This is a genomic window from Xenorhabdus griffiniae (assembly GCF_037265215.1).
Classification (GTDB): domain Bacteria; phylum Pseudomonadota; class Gammaproteobacteria; order Enterobacterales; family Enterobacteriaceae; genus Xenorhabdus; species Xenorhabdus griffiniae.
Genome location: NZ_CP147737.1, coordinates 1,321,810 through 1,344,028 on the forward strand (window position 1 = coordinate 1,321,810; position 22,219 = coordinate 1,344,028).

17 protein-coding genes are annotated in these 22,219 nt (G+C 43.0%); all 17 read right to left on the reverse strand.

What is annotated here, in order from left to right; translation table 11 throughout:
- Positions 1-4: 4 nt before the first annotated feature.
- Complete coding sequence (locus WDV75_RS05935) at positions 5-547, reverse strand: hypothetical protein (RefSeq protein WP_273572340.1); 543 nt, start codon at positions 545-547, stop codon at positions 5-7.
- Positions 548-671: 124 nt separating this feature from the next.
- A complete protein-coding gene (locus WDV75_RS05940) occupies positions 672-1,136 on the reverse strand; it encodes an antirestriction protein (protein ID WP_273572341.1) in 465 nt (154 codons plus the stop codon).
- A gap of 96 nt (positions 1,137-1,232) precedes the next feature.
- Positions 1,233-1,826: an antirestriction protein gene (locus WDV75_RS05945; RefSeq protein WP_338860872.1), complete on the reverse strand. Its 594-nt coding sequence runs from the start codon at positions 1,824-1,826 to the stop codon at positions 1,233-1,235.
- A gap of 169 nt (positions 1,827-1,995) precedes the next feature.
- A complete protein-coding gene (locus WDV75_RS05950; protein WP_273571437.1) occupies positions 1,996-2,913 on the reverse strand; it encodes an integrase domain-containing protein in 918 nt (305 codons plus the stop codon).
- Between the two features lie 310 nt (positions 2,914-3,223).
- Positions 3,224-3,370, reverse strand: a complete 147-nt coding sequence (locus WDV75_RS05955; RefSeq protein WP_273571435.1) for a hypothetical protein — start codon at positions 3,368-3,370, stop codon at positions 3,224-3,226.
- On the reverse strand, positions 3,364-3,594 hold the full coding sequence (locus tag WDV75_RS05960) for a hypothetical protein (RefSeq protein WP_273571434.1): 231 nt from the start codon (positions 3,592-3,594) through the stop codon (positions 3,364-3,366). The genes WDV75_RS05955 and WDV75_RS05960 overlap by 7 nt, the downstream gene beginning before the upstream one ends.
- 473 nt (positions 3,595-4,067) lie before the next feature.
- Positions 4,068-5,342 carry a condensation domain-containing protein gene (locus WDV75_RS05965; RefSeq protein ID WP_338860874.1) on the reverse strand — a complete coding sequence of 425 codons (1,275 nt, stop codon included), beginning with the start codon at positions 5,340-5,342 and terminating at the stop codon, positions 4,068-4,070.
- A 38-nt stretch (positions 5,343-5,380) separates the two neighbouring features.
- Positions 5,381-6,757, reverse strand: coding sequence for an MFS transporter (locus tag WDV75_RS05970; protein ID WP_273571431.1), 1,377 nt, complete (start codon positions 6,755-6,757; stop codon positions 5,381-5,383).
- Between the two features lie 76 nt (positions 6,758-6,833).
- Entirely contained in the window at positions 6,834-7,424 is a 591-nt protein-coding gene (locus WDV75_RS05975) for an aminodeoxychorismate/anthranilate synthase component II (RefSeq protein WP_273571430.1), read from the reverse strand.
- Entirely contained in the window at positions 7,421-8,821 is a 1,401-nt protein-coding gene (locus WDV75_RS05980; RefSeq protein ID WP_273571428.1) for an anthranilate synthase component I family protein, read from the reverse strand. Before WDV75_RS05980 ends, WDV75_RS05975 begins: the two co-directional genes overlap by 4 nt.
- Complete coding sequence (locus tag WDV75_RS05985) at positions 8,814-10,142, reverse strand: phenylacetate--CoA ligase family protein (RefSeq protein WP_273571426.1); 1,329 nt, start codon at positions 10,140-10,142, stop codon at positions 8,814-8,816. Before WDV75_RS05985 ends, WDV75_RS05980 begins: the two co-directional genes overlap by 8 nt.
- Complete coding sequence (locus WDV75_RS05990; RefSeq protein ID WP_273571424.1) at positions 10,139-15,703, reverse strand: non-ribosomal peptide synthetase; 5,565 nt, start codon at positions 15,701-15,703, stop codon at positions 10,139-10,141. The genes WDV75_RS05985 and WDV75_RS05990 overlap by 4 nt, the downstream gene beginning before the upstream one ends.
- An 11-nt stretch (positions 15,704-15,714) precedes the next feature.
- Positions 15,715-16,842, reverse strand: a complete 1,128-nt coding sequence (locus tag WDV75_RS05995; RefSeq protein WP_273571422.1) for a DNA glycosylase AlkZ-like family protein — start codon at positions 16,840-16,842, stop codon at positions 15,715-15,717.
- 144 nt (positions 16,843-16,986) lie between these two features.
- Positions 16,987-17,697 (reverse strand): flavodoxin family protein, encoded by a 711-nt coding sequence (locus WDV75_RS06000; protein WP_338860880.1) that lies wholly within the window; start codon positions 17,695-17,697, stop codon positions 16,987-16,989.
- 61 nt (positions 17,698-17,758) lie between these two features.
- Positions 17,759-19,114, reverse strand: coding sequence for a serine hydroxymethyltransferase (gene glyA / locus WDV75_RS06005; RefSeq protein WP_187655509.1), 1,356 nt, complete (start codon positions 19,112-19,114; stop codon positions 17,759-17,761).
- A complete protein-coding gene (locus tag WDV75_RS06010; RefSeq protein ID WP_273571418.1) occupies positions 19,111-20,109 on the reverse strand; it encodes an alpha/beta fold hydrolase in 999 nt (332 codons plus the stop codon). Before WDV75_RS06010 ends, glyA begins: the two co-directional genes overlap by 4 nt.
- On the reverse strand, positions 20,106-21,257 hold the full coding sequence (locus WDV75_RS06015) for a hypothetical protein (protein WP_273571416.1): 1,152 nt from the start codon (positions 21,255-21,257) through the stop codon (positions 20,106-20,108). Before WDV75_RS06015 ends, WDV75_RS06010 begins: the two co-directional genes overlap by 4 nt.
- Positions 21,258-22,219: the final 962 nt, after the last annotated feature.

Here is a 22,219-nt window from a genome sequence, read left to right on the forward strand (position 1 = left end):
CACGTTAAATACTGACTGTCGTGCTGTGCCGGAGAATATCCTGCACTTCACGGCACGCGTGATAACGGGGTGAAACCCCATGCAGCGACAGTAAATGCGCCTCATGCCACAATGCCCGGGCGGCCGGGATATTCTGCCAGCCCTGCTCAAGTACCGCCGACTGGCACAACTGCTGCTGTCGCTTTTCCAGTGACAGGCGCGCTGAGGCCAGCGTCACCGGCTGCGCCCAGACAATCTCGTCATAAAACCGGCCACCGAGCACTTTTCTGTCCCCGGCGTCATAAATCATGACGGTCAGCGGAAAAAACACACACGCCGCCTGACCGGATGGAGTCTCCGGCACCGGCCAGTCCCCCAGTAAATGGATAACCTTCAGCCGCTGTACCGCTTCCGTAACTGAAGAAGCTTCGCACACCGTCAGGGTTTCCGACCGCAGAGACGGGGGCATTTGTGGGGGTTGCATCAGGCCGGTGACCTGGGCAGTAAAAATATCTTCACGTAAGGCCGGGTTAGTTTCAGCCGGCACGGGTAAAAAAATCGGGTTCATCGGTATTTCCTTGATGGAAGGTCAAATAAAGAAAACACCCGCCCGATGCCGGGAAGGTGTTTTCGGCTCCCTGGTCAGGCGCTTAAGAAAAGAGCAGGGTTAACAGCGACATAGGCCGATAACCTCAATGATGATGATGATTTTGATTTTCGATTAATGACGGGCTGATAAAGTCCTCGTGGAATCTCAATGTCATGACTGATTCTATCAGGCCATTTTCCGGATGTTGCTTCGCATATTCCCGCAATTCGCGAAACCGACAGGCATCCGCATTCAGCTCATTCAGCGCGGCGATACGGGCAAGCACGATTGACGTCACCGCCAGCCCGAAGGCATCGGCTGAGAGTGTCACCGTTAACTGCGTGTCTGACAGGTAAACCGGGTAGTTTTTCGCTGAGGTCGGCACCATATAGGCCAGCGACTCAGACACCTGCCGGCCTGTCCATTGTTCATACGGGTCATTTTTGCATAACGTTGAAGCGGTATTGACAATCAGAAACCCCAGAAACAACCGCTCCAGCGATTTTTTACCGGGAAATGCCGCGGACAGCGCGAGACTGTCCAGCATGATAAGGTCACCTTCTTGCATGATGTTCTCCTGTAAATAAAAAAGACGGAGAACACCCTGCCCGATGGGAAAGGCATTCCCCGTCGGGTGACTGGCATTGTGCCAGGGTAGATTAAATTATCGCCATGCCCCCGCTAAACTTAAAGCCGCCCGGATACACGGGGCCTGGGGGTGTTGCAGCGCGTATTCCCGCAAATCACACAACCGTTCAGCGATTTCATCCTGCTTTACCAGTGCCGTCAGATAGCCCAGTACCGTCAGGGTGACCATCAGCCCGAACGTATCTGCTGACACCTCGCTGTTAAAGTCAGTGGTCTCGATTTTGACCCCATACGTGTCAGCACGGGTCGGCACGGCATAGGCAATTTTGTCGGACACTTTCCGGCACTGCCAGGTATCACACCGGTAATCCTCACACAGCGTAACCGCCGCTTTAATGACCGAGTGTTCCAGCAGCCTCAATTCCAGTGGGCTACTTCGCGGAAAGACGTCCGCAAAAGGGGACAATTCAGACGCCGGTACAGCAGGCACCGTTGTCCTGGTTTCGTTTTGTTGCATGGTGGACTCCTTTAAAATAACGGAGAACACCTTGCCCGACGGGAAGCATGTTCCCCGTCCGGGTTGACTGGCTGGGTTGCCAGCGTGGATTAAATAACCTTCATCATCAACAAAGATGATATCTGCTTCCAAAGGTGGGCAGATGTACCACACAGTGTGTACTCCCTTGCAGGCTACGGGAGTGTGGGTGTCGCTGCCCGAAGGTGATCCTCACAAGCGACCGGATCATGGATAAGTCTGGCTACGCTAATCAATGAACATATTAAGATCAATGGGTAATTCATTTTCTGATACTGAAAATAATGTCAGAAACGGGATGATCTTATTCACCCTCAATATTCTGGTAATACACCTGCCGGATATAGCGCCCGCGCCCATCGCCATGGCCCAAATCCATTGAGACCAGGGCCTGTGCTTCCTGCTCGCTGAAGCCCTGCGCGGTGTAATGTTCACCAGATTGCTGGGCAAAATGGTAGCGCATACTGTGTGGGGCTTTCTTGCCGCTCAGTCCTGCCCTTCTGACAATATACCGATAGCGATCTATGGCCTGGGTGATAGTAGGCTTATCAATCAATTTGCCGCTACGCCCGGCCTGCTCGCGTTCCGCATAAGCAATCGCGTGTTGCAGGGCTTCCCGATCCAGTATGACCGTTTGTCTTGGACGTCCGCCTTTGGTGCCGAACACCACCCGCACAGAGGTATGCCCGTTTTCCAGCGCTTTTTTCCAGGTCGCTAACGATTTATAGGCTTCGATTGCTTCTTTGGTGCGCAGCCCCAGTACATAAGCCAGTTGCATCACCGCTGCCACGCGCCGGTCTTTTTGTTCCACCTGCTGAAAAATTTCCCGGAACGCGTCCGGTGTCAACGCCGTTTTCATTCCCTTGCGGCTCGTCTCAGCGATACCCAATGCCCGGTTACTCAGGCGGGCATTCTCGGGATCAGCCAGCTTGTGCTTTCCCGCCCGCGCTAAAATGGCTCGCAGCACCGACATTTCATTTTGCAATGTCCGGTGATTAATATGGTGAGCTTTCCGTTCAGCGATGTAGCGCTCAATATATTTCACCTTCAGGCTATCCATTTGCCGGAGTTTGATGCCATTATTTTTTAAATAATCAAGGAAATACCGGGCAATCCGCTCACGATCAGCCACTGTCACAAAACTTCCGCCCGCCTGTCGGGCATGAGTAATAAAGGCTTTTCTGAACTGCTCAACCTTTGAACGTGTCGATCCCTGCGCCATTCTCGCCTCTCCTGCTGCTTTGCTTGTGTTTTATTCATTTTTTGAGTCGTTTTTAAAACAATTCCCTGCGTGTCGGTTCAGGTTCACCGTTCCGTGGTGCGTCAGACAATGTGTAGCAGGGCGGGATTGTGTTGAGTTATTGCAGGAGCTCGCGACGTGCTCAGCACAGCGATGACATGCTCCCCGTTCAGGGCCTGATCAGCTCAGGATGAACGCCTCATTATCTTGACGTGATGAATTTCTCCTTCATTTTTACTGCATCAGCCTGTAATCAGGCAATGGGTTGAAGATCCGATAAGGCGATCGTTTATCAATCAAACAAAATGGCGGTTAATGGTCTGTTTTGCGTGGTTTCACTGAGTAATGCGGGGTTCAAATCGGCCGTAAAGTCAGGCTCTACGTGCTCTGGACGTTGGCCGCTTTGCGGCGTCACTTGGTAAACGCTGCGCTTTAACACAAGTGACGCCGCGCAATATTCGGGACGTTTTTCGTGATAAATGCAAAATGCAGGTGAATGTTGTACCGATTAAAACGGTATCGATTAACGTAAGGCAGAGCCTGTTCTGCTCGGTTATGTATGTGAATAGCCGATGATGAATACCACCGGGAAACTTTCATCCTCAGACGGAAGGTTAGGTGTCCGAGGATATCTGCTTCCAAAAGTGCGCAGATGTACCGCATTGCATGCACTCCCTTTCAGGCTACAGGAGTTTTGTTTCGCCACCCGATGGGTGATCTTTACAGGCGATAAGATCATTGATAACAATTAAGTACTCTATCGATTGGATAGAGTGGGGTCAAATTTTTGTTCGATAATATGTTGTGGAAGAACGGGCCATCATTTTTTTTTTGATGAAAATAACTTCCGTCTGCTCATAATTTTAACAAGCTTGTAGAATGTCTGGGATTCTTATCTCATGACTTGCCTAGGTGAATTATTTCAGCCACCCTATGGGCTGGATAAACTCCTGCTATGGAAAATGGTAGAAAGCAAGGTGACTATTTGTTAACACTTACAGTTCTACTGCTCAAAAAGTGCCAATCACTCGGCTTGGGTAAATAGGGGCTCAACGGTAATAAAAAGACGTGGAGTCACGTGCAAGAAAGAAAAAATCACTCTTAGTTTGCCAAAAGGATACAATTGATTACAGTATCTAACCCAAACTAATACTCTCTAAATCCTCAATCATCTGTTTTATTACCTGTTCTACACACATGCCATAAGCATTAACATCCATATCTATTCTCCCCGATATATATTCAGAGTGTTCATCTAAAGTAATTTCAAAACCTGCTCGGCAAGTACCATTTGGTAGCAGCTGAAGATTCATCCATTCACTATTTCCTAGAGGTATTCGTGTACCGTCACACCGTGAGTTCCAGGCATTAAACAGTTGAGGGAAAGGAAGTTCATAGGCTACAGTTCGAGGTGAAATACCATCGGGATACAAAGCAGCCGGTTCTATGTCCTGGCGAGCAGATGCTTTGATTACGTCACGTTGCAGTCGATTAAACATACTTGGTAGCAATTCACCTGGCATATGATGAGTCGTGATCGGAACAGTGTTCGACAAAGGGCCAACAACGGTGAACTCATCGGAATACTTTCGGTTGATAAACGGAACTCCTGTGACAACAGTAGCAACTCCACTGATCATACTGATTGCACGTTGGAAAATAGAGAATAACAATACAAATGGAGTGATACGACAAGCCCTTGCATAGACCAAAACACTACTACGCAATACAGAAGTGCTAAACCTTACACTCTGCATAACTCCTACCGAGCCATTTGGAGTTTCTCGGATCGCATCAAGGCCATACGGCCCCTGTTCTGGATAAACCTCAACTCGTTCCTGTAAACTTATCACTTTTTTTGATACACGAGTGTTCACCATATGGGCATATTCTATCCAGCATTTAGATATTCCAGACTTATCACGATAACATTGAACTATGTCTTCAATTAACAAATCAATTGATGCGCCATCGCAGGTATAAGTCCAAAATCCTATCCACACGTGAATCCCAGTATCATCAATAACTGATGCTATTCTGAGTCCGGGTTCACTAGCTCTACTTGCTTGGTGAGCCAGGAATACCTCATCCGTTATGTCTGTATGCTTATAATTCAAGCGTTCCCAGAGAGCATTACGTAATTTAGTTTTGTTTGGAGCGTGACCAATAAGGTCATCACCTTCAATATCAAATTGAGCAGCTAAAACGGGATGCCGTATTAATGTATCAACAACTGCATTAAATACTCGCTCTGGCACACATCCTGGAGAAAAATCGAGTCGTAACGCCCCGGAATAAGCTCTCCCCGTTTTATCTAACATTGCTCCGATCCATTTTTCACGTAGGCTTACCGTACTAGGTACTACTATAGGAAGTTCATCCACAGATGAAATTAGATAGTTCTGGTACATAGAAGGCCCCAAATGTTTAATTTCAGTGTTTTCTATATCTAGACTAATGCATTACGCCTAATCCCAATAAGAACTGCCCCACCAATAAAAATCATTGCAGATAAAACAAATGCAGCTATGAAACCGTTAGATTCAATCGTCGAAATCCCAACCCCATCCGTAAAACTAATAGCAACAGCGACTAGAAGTGTCATTCCTCCTACCTGAAACAACTGTTGAATTGTTGTTGCTATGCCTGATCCAGCTCCAGCATCAGATTCAGAAAGCCCCGTAGTTGCGAGAGATTGTGCAACCGGAGCAACACAACCAAAACCAACAGACGTGACAAGCATCGCTGGCATCATTCCGATCCAGTAGTTTTGCACAGGTATCCCGATTGCAAACAATACGAAACCAAAAGCAGAGATAGATAGACCAAAAACAGCCGCAATCTGAGAATTCCACCTTTGAGTCATGAGCTGAGAGAGAAAAATTCCTGGGAAGAAGCCAAAACAGAATGGCAACCAAGCGAGGCCTGTTTGCAAAGGAGTCATCCCAATATAATCTTGCAGCAACAGAACACCGAGATAAAAAACAGCACCAGATGTTCCCGCTTGAATTGCAATAATAGCGTACCCTGTTAATCGTGGCGATCTGGTCATTAGTCGGGCAGGAATGATGCTACCATCAGAATGCTTACAACGCTTTAACACTGCGGTAACACCGAACAAGCCCAATAAGAACAGCATAATTCGGAGCCATAAAAGCTGTTCGATGCCAGATCCAATCAGACCAAGCACTGTTATACACACTGCAACCGCTAACATCAGAGCATTACTAAGATCCAACCGAGTAGATCTTTGATTAGAAAATTTTGGTATCACTAATACTGTAGCTATAGCTAGGATCAATACAATCGGTACATTAATTCCAAAGACCCAGCGCCATGAGAGCTGCTCTGTGATTACACCAGATAGCAGAACCCCAATTATTGAGCCAAGTCCACCAAGAGCAGCCCAGACTGAAAATGCTTTACCGCGATCAGGTCCCGAAGGGAATAGCAAGGATATCATCGCTAAGCCAGTCGCCGAAGCTAAAGCTTCACCAACCCCTTGTCCAGCACGACCCATGATTAAGATAGTAGCGTTAGGGGCGATCGTAGCCACAAGAGAACTTCCCCCGAAGATTGCAAGACCTACTTGGAATGTACGCAATACCCCATAGGCATCGCCTATCCGCCCTCCAAGTAATAGTAACGAGCCAGCAGTGATGAGATACGCGTTTACAATCCAAGTCAGAGACCCATCTGTAAGCCCTAGATCGTACTTAATCCGTGGTAGTGCTACATTTACTACGGTGGCATCAAGCAGTAATATTAACTGAATAATAGAAACGACACCCAGCGCTTGCCATTTCTTCTTGCTTACAGTATCCATAGTTCCTTCCTCTAAATTTTGGGATTCAATTAAAGCTGGTTCTATTCCGGTTAATACGCCCCATTTGTTTTTAGGATTAGTACTGTATGACCTTACGATTAACTAAAGCTAATGAATTTTGAATCATTTTGAGTCCATACTCCGTTCCTATACTTTCGGGATGAAACTGCACACTTTCGATGGGACGAATGCGATGACGCACAGCCATGTTCACCGCCTCTCCTTTAGTATATGCAGTCGCCACTAATTCATTTTCAATTCCAGAATTAATGATAGATAGTGAATGGTAACGCACAACATTAACAGGTGATGGGATATCACGAAAAATACCTTGACCATCGTGTTGCACCTGTGAATACTTACCATGTTTCACAGTAGGTGCTCGTGTAAGCTTCCAACCAAAATATTCCCCAATTGCTTGGTGGCCTAAACAAACCCCAAATATGGCCTGATCTTCACCCACTGCACGAATTATTTCAGGATAACCCTGCTCTTGAGGAGTTCCGGGACCCGGTCCTAAGACCAAAAGTTGTGGCTTCCATTTTTGATACTTACCTATTGGATCATCATTAACACGCACCACTTGCGTCTGTACCCCAACCATGGAGTAGTACTGCTCAATAACAAATACAAAACTGTCGAAAGCATCCACTAATAATACTTTCATACCCCTTCCCCCATTGCTCGAGCAAATGATTTGATCTTCGCACCAGTTTCCTCCCATTCAGCTGAGGCTTGCGAATCAGCAACAATACCCGCAGCAGACTGCAATACATAACAGCCAGAATTTCCAATAATTGTTCGTATCGTCAAAGCAAGAACTCCGCATTTTTCTCCCATAAGGTATCCCGCACATCCAGTGAACAATCCGCGTGGCATTCCTTCTAACTCCATAATAATTTCCATTGCTCGAATTTTAGGTGCCCCCGTCATTGTTCCAGCAGGGAAATTTGCTACAATCAAGTCCCATATATCACAATTATTACGAACCTTAGTTTCAATTGTAGAAACCAAATGGTGAAGTGAGCCATAGACATCTTCTTTCATAAACGAAGTTACCTTAACTCCGCCAGGAATCGCGCAACGAGCTAAGTCGTTACGTGCTAGATCCACAAGCATCAGGTGTTCAGCCGTTTCTTTAGGAATCTGATCCAGCTGATTGCCTTTCATATCTTCCCGGGCCATAGTTCCAGCTATAGGGCGAACTTGAGCTACACCATCATGAACACGGATCATGAGCTCTGGGCTGGAAGATACTACGTGCTGATTATCAAGATCTAAATAGTACATGTAAGGAGCAGGATTAACTGATGCAAGTCGTTCATATAAGTCTATTGGAGGAATTGTTGCATTCGATACAGCACGACGACAAAGTTGTACCTGATAAATATCACCGGCTCTAATATATTCTTTTGCTCGTTCTACTGCGGAATAAAATGCGCTACGGTCAGTTAAGTCCCTAATAACACCAAAATTCCATGAATTGGTAGGTGTGAGGACTTCCCTTGGTTTGTTAAGTACTGCCACTAAAATTGTGGTATCTATAACCTCATCAGGGTTAAGCTTCAATACATCAATTTTCGCACCATCACCTGTGCCATCGTAGCGTATAACGTGTCGGTAGATACGGATCACTACTTCTGGTACTCCTTCCTCAGTACCCATTCCAGGTAGGTGTTCCACAAAACGAGCTGCACTATACCCTAGTACTAACATTAACGGGAAACCATCCGGCAGTGCGAGAATCTGTGTCACCTCCCGTAAACGTTTCCATAGAGGTTTATTGCGGTCATTTACCACTAATTCACATGCCGCAATGTACTCCTCAAAAGGGCCATTGCCCCTAATTCTCCACGTATCATTCACTAATATGAGTTCAAACAGTAAGTCGATCATGAACATCGTTTGTGAACCATCAACAGCTTGAAAACCAGTTCCAGTTTCGAACAAAGCTGGGTTAGGGTACAAACTGAGAAGTTCCTTCCGTACTTGTATTATCGGAGCGGCCTCTGGAATCTCATATTGTTCTACAATCCACGAATGTTTCAGATGCTGTTCAATCATAGGGTTGATTCCTCTTATCTTGAATGCGAGCATGCTTCCAGGATACATAGGCACCAGTCTCCGTTCTTGGATCCAACCGATCTACCAAATGTAGCCTAACTGGAACATTAAAAAGCTCCTCCATCTGCTTTTGAACCTGAGTAACTGATCGCCCCTCAATCTGAGCAATCATTGATATCTCTATCTCATCAGATCCGCTATTTGTCTCCAAAACCGTAACCTGGTATCCCCAAATCCGCTCAGCTGCCCTTAAAACAACAGATTCAATTGATGAGGGTAAAATCAAGCGGCCACCAAGTGTCATAACGTCATTGATCCGACCAAATACTTTCAAGCAACGGGAGTGGTCACCACAACTGCAAACCTCTGGTGACTGAAGATAAGCTAAATCTCCTGTACGAAACCGAATTAACGGCTTAGCCCCAGGTACTAGCATCGTCAGACATAATTCACCTACATCACCATCTAATCCAGAGATTGGAATAATTTCTGCAAGATAATTTGTCTCTGAAAAATGTAAGTTACCTTTTGAACAACCCGTCGCAATTGCATGAGCTTCTTGTGAGCCATATAGGCCATGAGTACAATGCGCATCCCATATATGGGATATATTTGAAAGCATTCCTGGTGTACATAATTCTCCAAGAACAAAAATCTGCTCCACTGAAGTTTTTTTAGGATCGACTCCAAGACTTATATAGAGACGAGCTAACGCCAGCGCTATTGCCGGAGAGCAAATTAATGAACGCACACCAAGATCAGTGATAAGGCTGGACGCTTTATCCAAACCAACTCGTGGACTTTCCGGCCACAATCGTACAAATGGAATCCCAAGATTCCGGCAAATTTCACCATAGGTATCCCCAAACGCATACAGTTCTGATGGGCCCATGATAGCAGTAAGAGCCTGCATCGTACCGAAAGTTGATTGGTATACCTCTTCGATAGCTCTTTGAACGTAGATTCCACTAGTTTCAACATCAATTGATGCCCGTGGGCATGGCGTTGGCTGCCCAGTGGTTCCTGTTGTTTCATAGTACATAGCTATCTCGTTGAATGGGACACAGCAGACAGCAGTACCTGCAGAACGAAGATCGTCTTTGGTAGTAAAAGGAATACCGTCAAGAATCTTGAATGAACTTGAAGAGCCTTGTTTATTATGTAGATGTTTGCGATAAAATGGCGATTTATCCGCAACATATTTCAGTATTTCTTGTACCCGTAATTCAGTTTTTTGATACAGACAATGAAGTTTTATTTGCCCATTCAAATATGCAGTAACATATTCAAGCCATTCCTGATGTAATTGCTTATTGGTCATGACAGACTCCTTTCTGCAATTTGTTCAGCACATTCGCGAATTGACTCGGTCAACATAATACTTTCAAGTGGAATTGAAATTTCAAATTTGGACTCTAATTCGATTTTAATCTTCATCGCAGTCAGTGAATTACCTCCTAAATCGAAGAAGTTGTCTTCAGGTAATACAACTGGTTCGGCAAGTTGGACTGAAATTACTCGTATAACTTCTCGTAAGATAGTCTGTTGATTTCTGATATTAGGTTCTTTCATGTCATCCCTCAGTATGTTACGCAAAGCTATTACATCCACCTTACCGTTTTTTGATAAAGGTAGTTTCGTCATGTGCTTAATAGTTTTTGGAATCATATAGGTAGGTAGATATCGTGTAATTACTTCACTGATAATGGTTTCATAGTTAGGAGTACCAATATAGGCCAATGCTATCTGTTTCGGGCGCCCATCTGGGCCAGGCAATGCCACTGCACACGCTCTGGATACCCCGTCACAGGATTGAGCTATGTTTTCGATTTCTCCAAGTTCTATCCTAAGCCCATTAATTTTAATCTGATTATCTATACGCCCAAGGATTTCAATTTCACCGTTAGGCAAATAGCGTCCCAAATCTCCTGTACGATAAATTCGATGTCTAGTTCTAGGATGATAAGCGAAAGCACGTTGAGTAAGTTCTGTCTGGCCTATATATCCACGAGCCAACGAAATGTCACTTTCTACCAGCATTTCACCTGGCACCCAGTCCGGACAATCTATCCAGTCGTCAGCAACAATGTGATATGCAGAATTTCGCATCGGCATACCATAAATAACTGAGCGAACTATGCTGCCTTCACATTCATTAATTTCATGTATAATTGACCAATTCGTGGTCTCTGTCGGCCCCCCACACGAAAACATCTGAGCAGAAGGGAAGAGCATTCTTGCTCGTGGTAATAATGACAGTGGGATCCAATCACCAGCCATTACTATTTTGGTTACTGACTCAATAATATATGTAGTACGAGCAACTTCAGCCACACTACATACGAGTTCCATAATAGCAGGAACACATGCCCAAAATGTCACCTTATGGCGACGATGTAATCGTAGCCAAGTGTCAGGATCTGGTCCAGCTGCTTGATCAGGCACCACGACTGAGCCGCCATGGACTAAAGGACCAAAAATATCAAATACTGACATATCGAAATGCAGAGCAGCAGTAGCGAGATGCCTGGTTGATGTATCCAGACCAAAACGTTCAACGACATCGCATACATGATTGACCACTGCGATCTCTGGAATTTCAACTCCCTTTGGATTACCAGTAGAACCTGAAGTAAAAATCACATATGGCGCATAGTTTTCACGAATGGGTTCAATAGCAGTTTCAGTATCTTGTTGAATCCAAATATTAAGGTTTGCAGTCGTACACTCTATCCTATGGATACCTTGGGATAATATAGTCTCTGGTGATGAGATTACAGTTTGTACCTCAGACTGTGTGAGCATTGCATCTATTCGCTCAAGCGGTAGATCAATATCTATAGGAACATAACCGACACCAGCCAGTAAACATCCATAAGCAGCAACATACTGCATCACTCCTTTAGGTAATACGATCCCGACAAATCGATCGCTAGGAGAGCAAACTTTCTTAATTAGAAAATTGACTTGTGCTGCTGCATTGCCTATCTCACCCCAAGAATATGTTCTATGGGCATCTATGACTGCTGGTTCATTTACACGATTTGAAAGACAATCTAAAAATAAGTCTCGCAAGTGAACTTCAGGCACTGATTTCTGTGTTGAGTTAACAATATTTCGTATAGCAATCTGCGATGCTGGCCGCAAGTCAAGCCATGTACGTTTCCAAATTTCTGAATCACATGCTAGCTGTTGCAGTAATTTACAAAATGCACCAAACATAGCTTCAATTACATCAGGGCGAATAACGCCTGTAAGATAGTCCCACTTGAAATATAACACCCTATCTGATTCTCTGACCTGAACATCCAGCGTCACTTGCGGAGTTTGCGACACTCCGAAGACTTCTCGGCCTAACCGAGCAACATCGTGTCGTCCAGGATGACCAAGAAGGCTTGTCAACACTACTGGCATCAATGGTGCACGCCCATTTCTCCGTATCCGAGACAGTTCTCGTAATACTTCAACACCAGTAAAAAGCCTATGATCAAGTGCATTCCAGATCGCGTTCTGTAGTTTCTGACCACGCTTCTCGAGTGTATCGTCAGTGATAGTTTCGTAAGGAACAAGTAATGTGTTAGTGAAATCTCCAACAACTAAATCAATATCATCACTAACTGGCATTCGATCTGAGACAGGGAAATTTAATGTAAACCGATTTTCTTCGCTCCAACAACGTAGAACTTCACACAAGACCAAAGCTACAACCCCTGAAGGTGAAATATTTCGTTCTTGAGCTTGGGCTTTTAATCTATCCCAAGATTCTTGTTCGAGTGTACCTTCATATCTTTCAAATCTTGAGGGGACAGCAGATTCTCCTATTTCAAGCTGCGGTAATTGAGGGGCTGACGGCAAGTCTACGATTTTTTGTAACCAATATTCTCGATCAGCACGATATTGTTCGCTTTGAATAACTTTGTGCCTATAAGCAATATAGTCGAAAAATGAAGTTTTAAGTTTTGGTAACTGAGGATTTTCCTCAATATATAAGTCGATCAAATCAGGAATCATAACCTGAAATATTGACCATGCATCAGCGATCAGCATGTCAATACTGAAGTGCACTCTACTTAAGTGCGAGCTAATCTTACTCACGACAAACTTAAATAAGGGCCATTGCGTTGTTCCAATTTCATCATCCGCCATACGGCGACGTATTAGATTAATTTTGTCATTTATTTCACTATCGGGAAGACCACTCAGATCTATATATTCGACTGCCTCACGTCCATTGACTACACCAATTTGCTGATAACCGTTTTCATTAATCGTCATTCGTAACATTGGGTGGCGGTCAACTAACAAACTCACAGCACGTACAAATCTTTCTTGTTTCAGGTCTTCTACTTCCCACTCAAAATATCCTTGGCAGCCAACACCACCGTAATCGAAGTCAGATCCACGCCCAATCCACAGAGCTTGCTGACTTTCATTAAGCGTAAAAGACTGTAGCTGTTTGTCGGCTGGCAGATGTTCAAACGTTGGTAACTTGCTGTTACGTGAATCGTTGCCCAAACGTATAAGATTCGACAACACAGGCTCTTCGAGAAAGGCGCTCATCTCTATATGAATTCCATGCTTACAAGCAAGTTCGCCCAACATTCTCATCGCTCGTAAGGAATCTCCACCAGTGCTAAAGAAATTAGATTCAAGGGTTGCCTCATTATATCCCGTCCAATTCAACCAACAGGAACGCAACACATTTTCAATTTCCGTGCTTGGAGAGAAAATAGTATCCGTCATATCTGGCTCAGCCGGAGATATCTTCAGAGCGCGATAGTCCACCTTACCGTTTCGTCCCATTGGTAGCACATCAACAACTATTCGATTCGGTTGAGCTGCGGGTTTTAACCTCTTACTAAGATGTTTACGTACGGTATCTATGACATCCATGCTTTCCGTAGTGTATAAGACAGGTTCAATAAATAGCACTAGAGTTATTCCAGTATCGTTGGTGAAGCAAATTGCGGCAGCTTTTGCTACTCCAACGACTTCAAGAGCAGAAATTTCTATTTCTATTAGATCTATCCTATGTCCGCGAATTTTTACGATCGAATCCAATCGCCCAAAAATTTCGACGGTGCCATCCAAACTCATCCGTGCTCGATCTCCAGTGAGATATTGCAATGCTGAAGTATCATCGAATATATTCGGATGGAAAGATTTCCTAGTATCCTCAATATTGATATAGCCTACAGAGAGAGTTTCTCCGGTAATAACTAATTCTCCAACACAATTCGCTGGGAGTTCTTGACCTGTATTATCAACTACATACATATTTGCTCCAGCGACTGCGTGTCCCACAGAAGGCAACAAAGTGTGACGCCGAGGAGATGACAAATTTCCAATCGAGACCACCGCAGCTTCTGCGGAACCATAAACATTGAATACTTGGTAGCTGAGATTAATAGGAGGCCATTGTTTACATCTCTCACCAGCAATCAACATAGTGTGCAGGTTCGTTTGCCATTCACCAGCCCAAAACGCTTCAGCAATAGATGTCATTACTAGTGTATGTGTAACATTGTTCTTTACAAACCAAAGAGCTAGTAACCTTATATCCTGTAAGATTTCAGATGAAGGAATACATACTGTTCCACCTGCATATAACACTGGCAGAGGATCAACCTCAACCATTCCATACCCCGGTGATGTCAACCATGTTCCTCGTGAATTTTCCCCCAGCTCGGCACATTTAATAACTGCATCAAGTGTGGCAGCCATCCCACGATAGGATAAACAAACAGCTTTGGGTCGACCTGTCGTTCCAGAGGTACCAGAAATGAAGCACTCCTCATTGGTCGTTTCAATCCAATGACCACATTCCCAGTCAATCTGTGTTAGCTGCGTATCTTCTTTACCTATTTCACCTATTTCCAATATAGGACAGCTTGTGAGATTGCGTGCCCTTTCTACCATACTGCCAGTAGTCAGCACTGAGTCGGGAAGACATTCCTGAAGAAAGTTACATATCAAATCATTAGGGTTAGCAGGATCTATTAATACACAAGTTCCACCCATTCTCTGGGCAGCAATAATTGAAGCCAAATGTTGCCAACCCCGTTCTAGAAAAAGAGCAATCCTCGGCTGTAAACATTGGAGGGATGTCTGCTTACGCACCTGCTGTATTATCATGCTGGAAGAATTCCAAAGCTCGGCGTAAGTCAAAGTCTTACCATTATTATCATCCACGATTGCTAAGGCTAATGGCCTCATCTGCACGTGATTAAATATATTTTCTATCAATGAATTACGCAGAATTAATTCATACAGAGGGCGTGTAGGTAGAGTCTCAGGCATAGGAATTGCTATAGGATGAAATACCCGTGTACATGCGAAGAGTGTAACTTTTCGTAAGTGTTCACGAGCAGCTTGGTCAATCCGATCTTTCCTCACAGACAGGACACACTTATCTCTCTTTGCCACAAGCCATACTAATGATTCCAAAGGTGGAGAATTTTGGCCATCAGCCACCTCTATATCAGCAGCATGGGGTAGAACATTTGGTTGTGTCAGCTCTGTTATTTTACGCAGCTCTGCAATATAGGTACGAACATCATCAACACCACATAGCTCATTCGTATCAATCTCAAGATAATTTACTGAAATATCAGAGTATATTCCTATAGTTATTTTTCCTTCAGTGCTGAGTAAAGACCCCAACATTGCAGCAATAACAATAAGGCTATCGACAGATGCAACAAATCCATCAGGTAAAAGAATTTCCTCTTCTACCCGTTCAACCAATGTTGGTTGATCAGTGGAACAACATTCAAAAGCATCCCATATTGTCCGAGCAGTACGGGGAAACTTCCCAAATTTCTTGTTATCTAACCGATTATTATTTAGTTCAGGTGCTGTTAATATCATGTCATTCTTCATGTCATCCAACCTTATCCATTGTAAATTATTTGGTTATTAGGATCGTAGAATGCTCCGATTCGGTTAGCCCAAATTGAGGCAGCTTTTTGAATATCTTCTTGTTCCTTGCCTGTAACATTTGAGAGATCAATCTGAATAGAACGTTTGGAACCATTAACTTTCATATCCCAGGTAGCCACAGCCCGTGCTCCCATTAAAACAACTGGGAGACCATTTCCCGCTGCATCGTATCCACCAACTTGATCAAGCCCGAGACAAATACGTTGTCTTGAACCAGGGGCATACCCCATTACCAACGGATCCCAAGCAGGCAAAAAACGCACATCAGTATTTAGTTTCTGAGCTGTTTTGGAAATACAATGCTCAAACAGCTTTTGCCTAGTTATACTTATCCACATTCCTCCCCCTATCTCGCACGCCCTAGAGTTTTCCATAAGCCAACGAGACTTTTCCTTGGAAACTGGTAGCCACCAAGCTAAGTCATCGATTGTGACTGGCCCATAATGTTCAACGTAACGAACAGCAATGCCCTGCAATAGCCATTCATTAGTTAATAATGTGTCATTGCTTTGGAGCAGTTCACTAGGAGCAGCAGCATATAGCCACCTGTTAGACCAAATATTTGGAGGAGGGATCCGAATTAAAACGCCGTCGTAAGTAGCAACAGAGACGCACGCACGAGCCTGAGAACCAGTTAATCCAAGAGCGTTCCCAATATCTTGCAAGCGGACAGGAGCACTTGTAGTGAATTCCGTAAGATCAGGTAATATTTGCCTATAATCTGCCAAAGTAAGGCCGACATCACGCAACCGCCACTCATGATTGGCCAAAGACAAACGTGTAGCACTAAATACCGTTGCGGCCAAAGATTGTGGGAGTAAAAACTTTGAGCGTCGCATTCCTGGTATCCGAACTAACCCAGGATCAGCTTCCATAGAAATAGCTTTTGTTCGCGCAATATTATTATTGCGCGTCAAAAAAACTAGCCAACTGGTTGGACGAGTTGAATATACACCAACATAAGCCTCAGCGACTTCCTTTACAGTTGCTCCTTTAAAGCGCTCAAAATGTTCCGATATAATCCATTCAGATAAAAAATTGTTAGGTAGCCCATCCCAGTTAATCTTGCTATGCTTCATTTTTCTGTGTCCCTCACTCATTAGGAGGATGTTAGTCACTTAAAATCACATTAGAATAAGAAGGCACAAATACCCATAACTCATACAAGTGACATGGCAGAATCCGCATACGTCATTCCCATACTGCCCGTATGTGAACATTATCTAGTACATATCGAGCTTTGATGGGACGTAAAATTCACCATTTTCATTCATACGATGACGCTCTCCAGGCTCTAAAACCTGTAATGCTTTTTGTCCCGTTAGCTGTTCGTATTCACGTATGAGTTGAGTCATCGATACCATTCGGTCGAGCATCCGACGCAGCATCTCCATTCCTTCTTGATCTCTAAGCACTTCACCTTTTTTGTCGCCCATCAAGATAGCTGGAAAACCATACCCAACTACAATCATTCGATTCAAGAGCGCACATTGGAGCATTTGATTGTAAACTTCGACATGTCCCATCCTCCGCCCTGTAACCATTACCCCAGCCACCTTATTAGTTAGTGTTCGATTATGTCGCAAAAAACCAGTTCCAATACGCTCTAAAAAAGCAGACATTAAAGGGGTTGCACCAAACCCATGCACTGCACATGCAAAAATAACACCATCACTAGCTTCCATTAGGTGAATTGCATGTGCTGCATCATCATTTTGTACGCATGGCTCATTACGAAAATTACAGTCTCCGCACGCTCCACATGGTTCAATTTTAAATTTGGCTAAAGAGAAAACATCTAGAATAATGTCTTGCTTTTCCAGATAATGTTTTGCCCATTCTAGAGCCTGCGTATTGTTTCCATCTATTCGCTCTGATCCATTAATAGCGACATACCTGATTTTATTCGTCATATTCTTTTCCATAGTATCCATTAACCCAATTCATAACCGACATAACATTTTCTAGATATTAATCAATTAGTTATCCAGTTATTTAATATTCCATGTAATTGATTAAAGGATACATTGTGCATAATGTCTCGGCCTCTGAACGAAACTCTTTATGTATAGCGGGGTCTAGCACAAATTTATGCTCATCAAGCGGCTTCACTGCATTCAATATCCGACAAAACAAATCAACAAGTTGAACGCATCCTAGCTGGTCTATATGGCGTTGTGCCAAGGATCCCGTACCAATACGTAACCCACTTGTGACAAATGAAGGACGAGTCTCTCCAGGTACTCGATTCTTGTTAACTATAATTCCACATTGTTCTAACGCCGATTCAGCAATGGAACCAGTGATAGAACCATACAGACGAATTAGAATTGTGTGGTTCTCAGTCCGTCCCCCTATAACTTCATAGCCATGCTTCTGAAATTCGCTTGCTATTGTGTCAGCTATAATTCGGATTCGTTCCATATAAGCGTCAAACTCTGACGACATTGCATAGCCAAAAGCTGCTGCTTTCGCAGCAATCATATTGACAGCTGGGGCTCCCTGCATTCGAGGGAATACTGCTTGTTCCAAAGTACGTGCAAAGGTTGTTTTCAAGCCTAAAACCTTTTCGTTGGCATCACGTCCAGACATAATCAAACCACCGCGTGGTCCTGCAAGTTGTTTATGAGTACAAGTAGTAGTTATGTGTGCGGAATTGATTGGGCTAGGGTGTCGTCCAGTTGCAACAAGTCCCGCAATATGCGAAATGTCAGCAAGCAAAATTGCTCCTGTTTCATCGGCAATTTTTCTGAACTGCTCAAAATCTACAATTCTTGAATAAGCGGTAGCACCACAGATAATTATACGAGGATGATGGATATGAGCTAACCTTCTCACTTCGTCATAATCTATAAGCCCTTCTGGTGTGGTACCATATCCAATTGCTCGGTAATATGTACCCGAAAATGTAACGGGGCTACCGTGGGTAAGATGCCCTCCATGATCAAGGCTCATTCCTAGCAAAGTATCTCCAGGCTCAAGTAAAGCTGAAAGCACCTGATAATTTGCACTTGATGCTGAATGCGACTGCACACCGGCATATTGAGCACCAAATAACTCCTGCGCTCTTCTGATGGCTAAGGATTCGACTAAATCAACATTCTCACATCCTGCATGATACCGCCGACCAGGAATTCCCTCTGCCGTAACATTGACCAATGCAGAAGCTGACGCTGCCAAAATTCGAGGAGTAACCGCACAGCAAGACGCGACCAGTGACAATGTTCGGTGTTGACGCCTTACTTCGTCATCTAAGATCTTCGCAAGTTCTTTATCTTGTATTTCTAAATCCGCCAAACCTCTTTGTAGTAGACTAGCTTGGTTTTGGAGTAATTCATTATTGACCATCATTCTGTATACCTTCTTTTTCTATTGCGTGTTGCAAATGAAATTACTGTGTCTGAAACTTCTCTAGAATGAGTACGCATAAAATAGTGCCCACCGCCGATTAAATTTTTTGAATCAACAACATCAATAAAATTTTTCCATTTTTCTACTGTGTCACTGAACTTAGGTGTAGTAGGATCTGCATCACCTAATAGTACCAGTGCGGGTATCCCACGAGCTGGGTGCTGTGCTAAAGTTTTATATGCCTCCGCAGCGATTAAGTGATCTCTTCTGCCTCGAATTAACATCTCATCAATTTCCGTATCAATCAGCCCGTTAAACGCACCTAAGAATCTTAAATATTGGCTCCATGTATGGTCTGAAGTTTTTTCGGATTCGCTTATTGCCATATCAGGAGCATCCATTGGATTTGATGCCGCAACCACAAGAGATAGAGAGGTAACCATAGATGCTGTAGCTGAAGCTAGGCAGCCAGCCAGTGCTGCGCCAGCACAATGTCCATAAACAATGAATTGATTAGAATCAATTTTTTCAATCTCACTAACGAGTGTACTAACCAGTGTAGAGAAATCTGATGAGTCTCCGATTTCAAAATCACCAAAATCCACCCCAAATACACGCACATCCCTATTTTCACGAAATAGATCTTTATATGCTGTAGGATCTCCTCCTCCAAATGGAACTCCAATTACTACAATCGATCCATTGGAGGAATTCTCGTCGTATAGAGGAATAAGCCGCGCACTACGATTAATGGATTCAGAGAGGATATACTTAGCTAAATCTCCTGCAGTTGGATTTTCGAAAAGAGATACGATCTGTAAATTTCCCCCTAACCGTGATACCACACGAATAGCATCAAAAGAGTCACCACCAAGTCTGAAGAAATTATCATTTGTGGAAACAGACTCGATCTTAAGAACATCACAAAATACAGTAGCTATCCGCTCTATTTCGTCGGCAAGTTTTTTTTTACTTATTTCAATATTTTCAATCATTTTATTTCCTTCTTTCTATCCGAAAGTTCATAAGCTAGTTCATTGAGTAAGTCGTCTACTGCAGCCCTACTACAAAATGCTCCCTCTATTTCCAATCGAATCTCTGAAGCATTTATTCGTTTGATGTCTATGCCCACAGGAAATGTAGAACTTATAACTTGAGAGGAAGGGATTCCACGGGATGCGGCTCCATTGATAAACAACTCGGACACACGACAGCATGTAAGCACCTCACGCAAAACCGAGCTATATCGCGCACAAGCCTCTAAGCTGGTCTTCAGCTTGCTAGGAGTGCATTTTGTCCACCCAAAAGGAATTGCAAAGAGCCCTGTCATCATACCGATAGCCCCTGATTCGTGTGGTAAACGCCAACTACGCGATGAACATACCGTGTTCCCTTCCTGTACCACATCTGTTGTATTACGTAGCACCTCAAGAACTATTTCTATAAGTTGCTGTTCCTTATTAATGTTCTCAGTTTGAACTATGCGGTGTAGACTTATCCGCTCCACTCGCGTATTCCACGCTAATCTCCCTATTCCTGACAGCCGCACAGGTATCATTGGATGATCACATATCTCTTCTAGTAGTACTCGATGATCGTCTTTTGCTGCCATAAGTTGGCGCTCCACATAACTACAATAGAGCTGCCGACCTTGTTTCATATTGTGTAGCGCTAACTCTATCTTTCCTGCATATGCCATCTGTACTAGATCACTAACGATCATAAGGGTATGTTCATCCGCAAGCGCATGATGTATAGAAAGACAACAGTGCTGGTAATCCCCCCTCAATACGTTGTACATCGCGAATAGTACTGTTCCGGATCTAACTGCTAATTGTGTCAGCCGCAAAACTTCATGATCTGTTACCTCATGACTTTCAATTGCTTTAATATCAATATATTGCTCTATTTTTTCACCCCACCCAGCGACCACAAGTTCACGCAAAAATTCTTTATCCAAGAGTCTCCCCTTCAGTTTTATGATCGTGGATACTTCTTGTATAAATCCCGAATAAAATGTATGAGCAACCACAGCTTTCGCCTCAGCACTTAGATTTAGGGGAACATTTGTCAACGTTTGCATTACCCTCAACCATTCTGTGGTTTCTCTATCAGATAAAATAGGAAATATTTTTTTTGACATATTCACTTCACTCCTCAAAACCACTTATTAACCAGTGGAAAAGACATTCACAGTAAATTAATACTGTGTTTACCTTTATTATATTTGTTAGAAACGAGGCGTGCTTCATCTATCAATAGATAGATGAGTGTTCATACATTAGGGTAAACAAATGAATACCCCTCAACTTTTTTCTGAATACATATCAAGCAATTACAGTAATTTATATATACATATAAAAACCAGAGTTATTATTTTTTTAATAAATATTTATTTCATTGTATATTCTATAATGAGTTAACCATATTAATAATAAAATCAAAACAATATAAAAAATCTAAGCACTAAAAAATTAAGCATTAAAATTCAAAATTTAGTATAAAACAAAACTTATGCATCCATTCAAAACAATATTATTTCTCGCAACTGTCATATATAGTATCTAATCTCTCTTTATATTTTATACCATGACATTTTTCAACAATACATAAACATTATAACTACAACATTTTTAAATTTATAAATTCACATCAACTCGAACTCTGCGCTCACTTAACTTTTTAATTTTAATACTCATATATTAAATCATAATCACAATATAGAAAACACACTAAGACGTTATATCTAAAAAAATCAATAAGAAAAATCAAGGCTAAACACGACTATCTTAATAGACTTATTTCTATAAATTAAAAGCAATTTTAAAGAATAAAGTTATAAGGCAATTGGCTTACCCACACAAAAATAATCACTATTTATCATTAGCATGTTTATACCAAAAATTAATTTTGACAACAAAAGAAAAACAATTAACAAATTGAAAACCATTAATATTTTGCTTGTTTTTCTAAATTAGAATTAAACTTTTTCTTTCAATGTCTATAACTCAAATTAATTGAGACATCTGTTGCATTTTTTGTTTTTCATAATTAAATTAATTTACATTTAAATAATATTTACTATAACATTCTTAATAAATATAG

Bases quoted from the DNA above. Each gene is read 5' to 3' on its own strand.
- WDV75_RS05965 (WP_338860874.1), bottom strand. From the start codon at position 5,342: ATGTACCAGAACTATCTAATTTCATCTGTGGATGAACTTCCTATAGTA.
- WDV75_RS06015 (WP_273571416.1), bottom strand. From the start codon at position 21,257: ATGTCAAAAAAAATATTTCCTATTTTATCTGATAGAGAAACCACAGAA.
- WDV75_RS06010 (WP_273571418.1), bottom strand. From the start codon at position 20,109: ATGATTGAAAATATTGAAATAAGTAAAAAAAAACTTGCCGACGAAATA.
- WDV75_RS05960 (WP_273571434.1), bottom strand. From the start codon at position 3,594: ATGCGGTACATCTGCGCACTTTTGGAAGCAGATATCCTCGGACACCTA.
- glyA (WP_187655509.1), bottom strand. From the start codon at position 19,114: ATGATGGTCAATAATGAATTACTCCAAAACCAAGCTAGTCTACTACAA.
- WDV75_RS05980 (WP_273571428.1), bottom strand. From the start codon at position 8,821: ATGATTGAACAGCATCTGAAACATTCGTGGATTGTAGAACAATATGAG.
- WDV75_RS05995 (WP_273571422.1), bottom strand. From the start codon at position 16,842: ATGAAGCATAGCAAGATTAACTGGGATGGGCTACCTAACAATTTTTTA.
- WDV75_RS05975 (WP_273571430.1), bottom strand. From the start codon at position 7,424: ATGAAAGTATTATTAGTGGATGCTTTCGACAGTTTTGTATTTGTTATT.
- WDV75_RS05990 (WP_273571424.1), bottom strand. From the start codon at position 15,703: ATGAAGAATGACATGATATTAACAGCACCTGAACTAAATAATAATCGG.
- WDV75_RS05985 (WP_273571426.1), bottom strand. From the start codon at position 10,142: ATGACCAATAAGCAATTACATCAGGAATGGCTTGAATATGTTACTGCA.
- WDV75_RS05950 (WP_273571437.1), bottom strand. From the start codon at position 2,913: ATGGCGCAGGGATCGACACGTTCAAAGGTTGAGCAGTTCAGAAAAGCC.
- WDV75_RS06000 (WP_338860880.1), bottom strand. From the start codon at position 17,697: ATGGATACTATGGAAAAGAATATGACGAATAAAATCAGGTATGTCGCT.
- WDV75_RS05935 (WP_273572340.1), bottom strand. From the start codon at position 547: ATGAACCCGATTTTTTTACCCGTGCCGGCTGAAACTAACCCGGCCTTA.
- WDV75_RS05940 (WP_273572341.1), bottom strand. From the start codon at position 1,136: ATGCAAGAAGGTGACCTTATCATGCTGGACAGTCTCGCGCTGTCCGCG.
- WDV75_RS05970 (WP_273571431.1), bottom strand. From the start codon at position 6,757: ATGGATACTGTAAGCAAGAAGAAATGGCAAGCGCTGGGTGTCGTTTCT.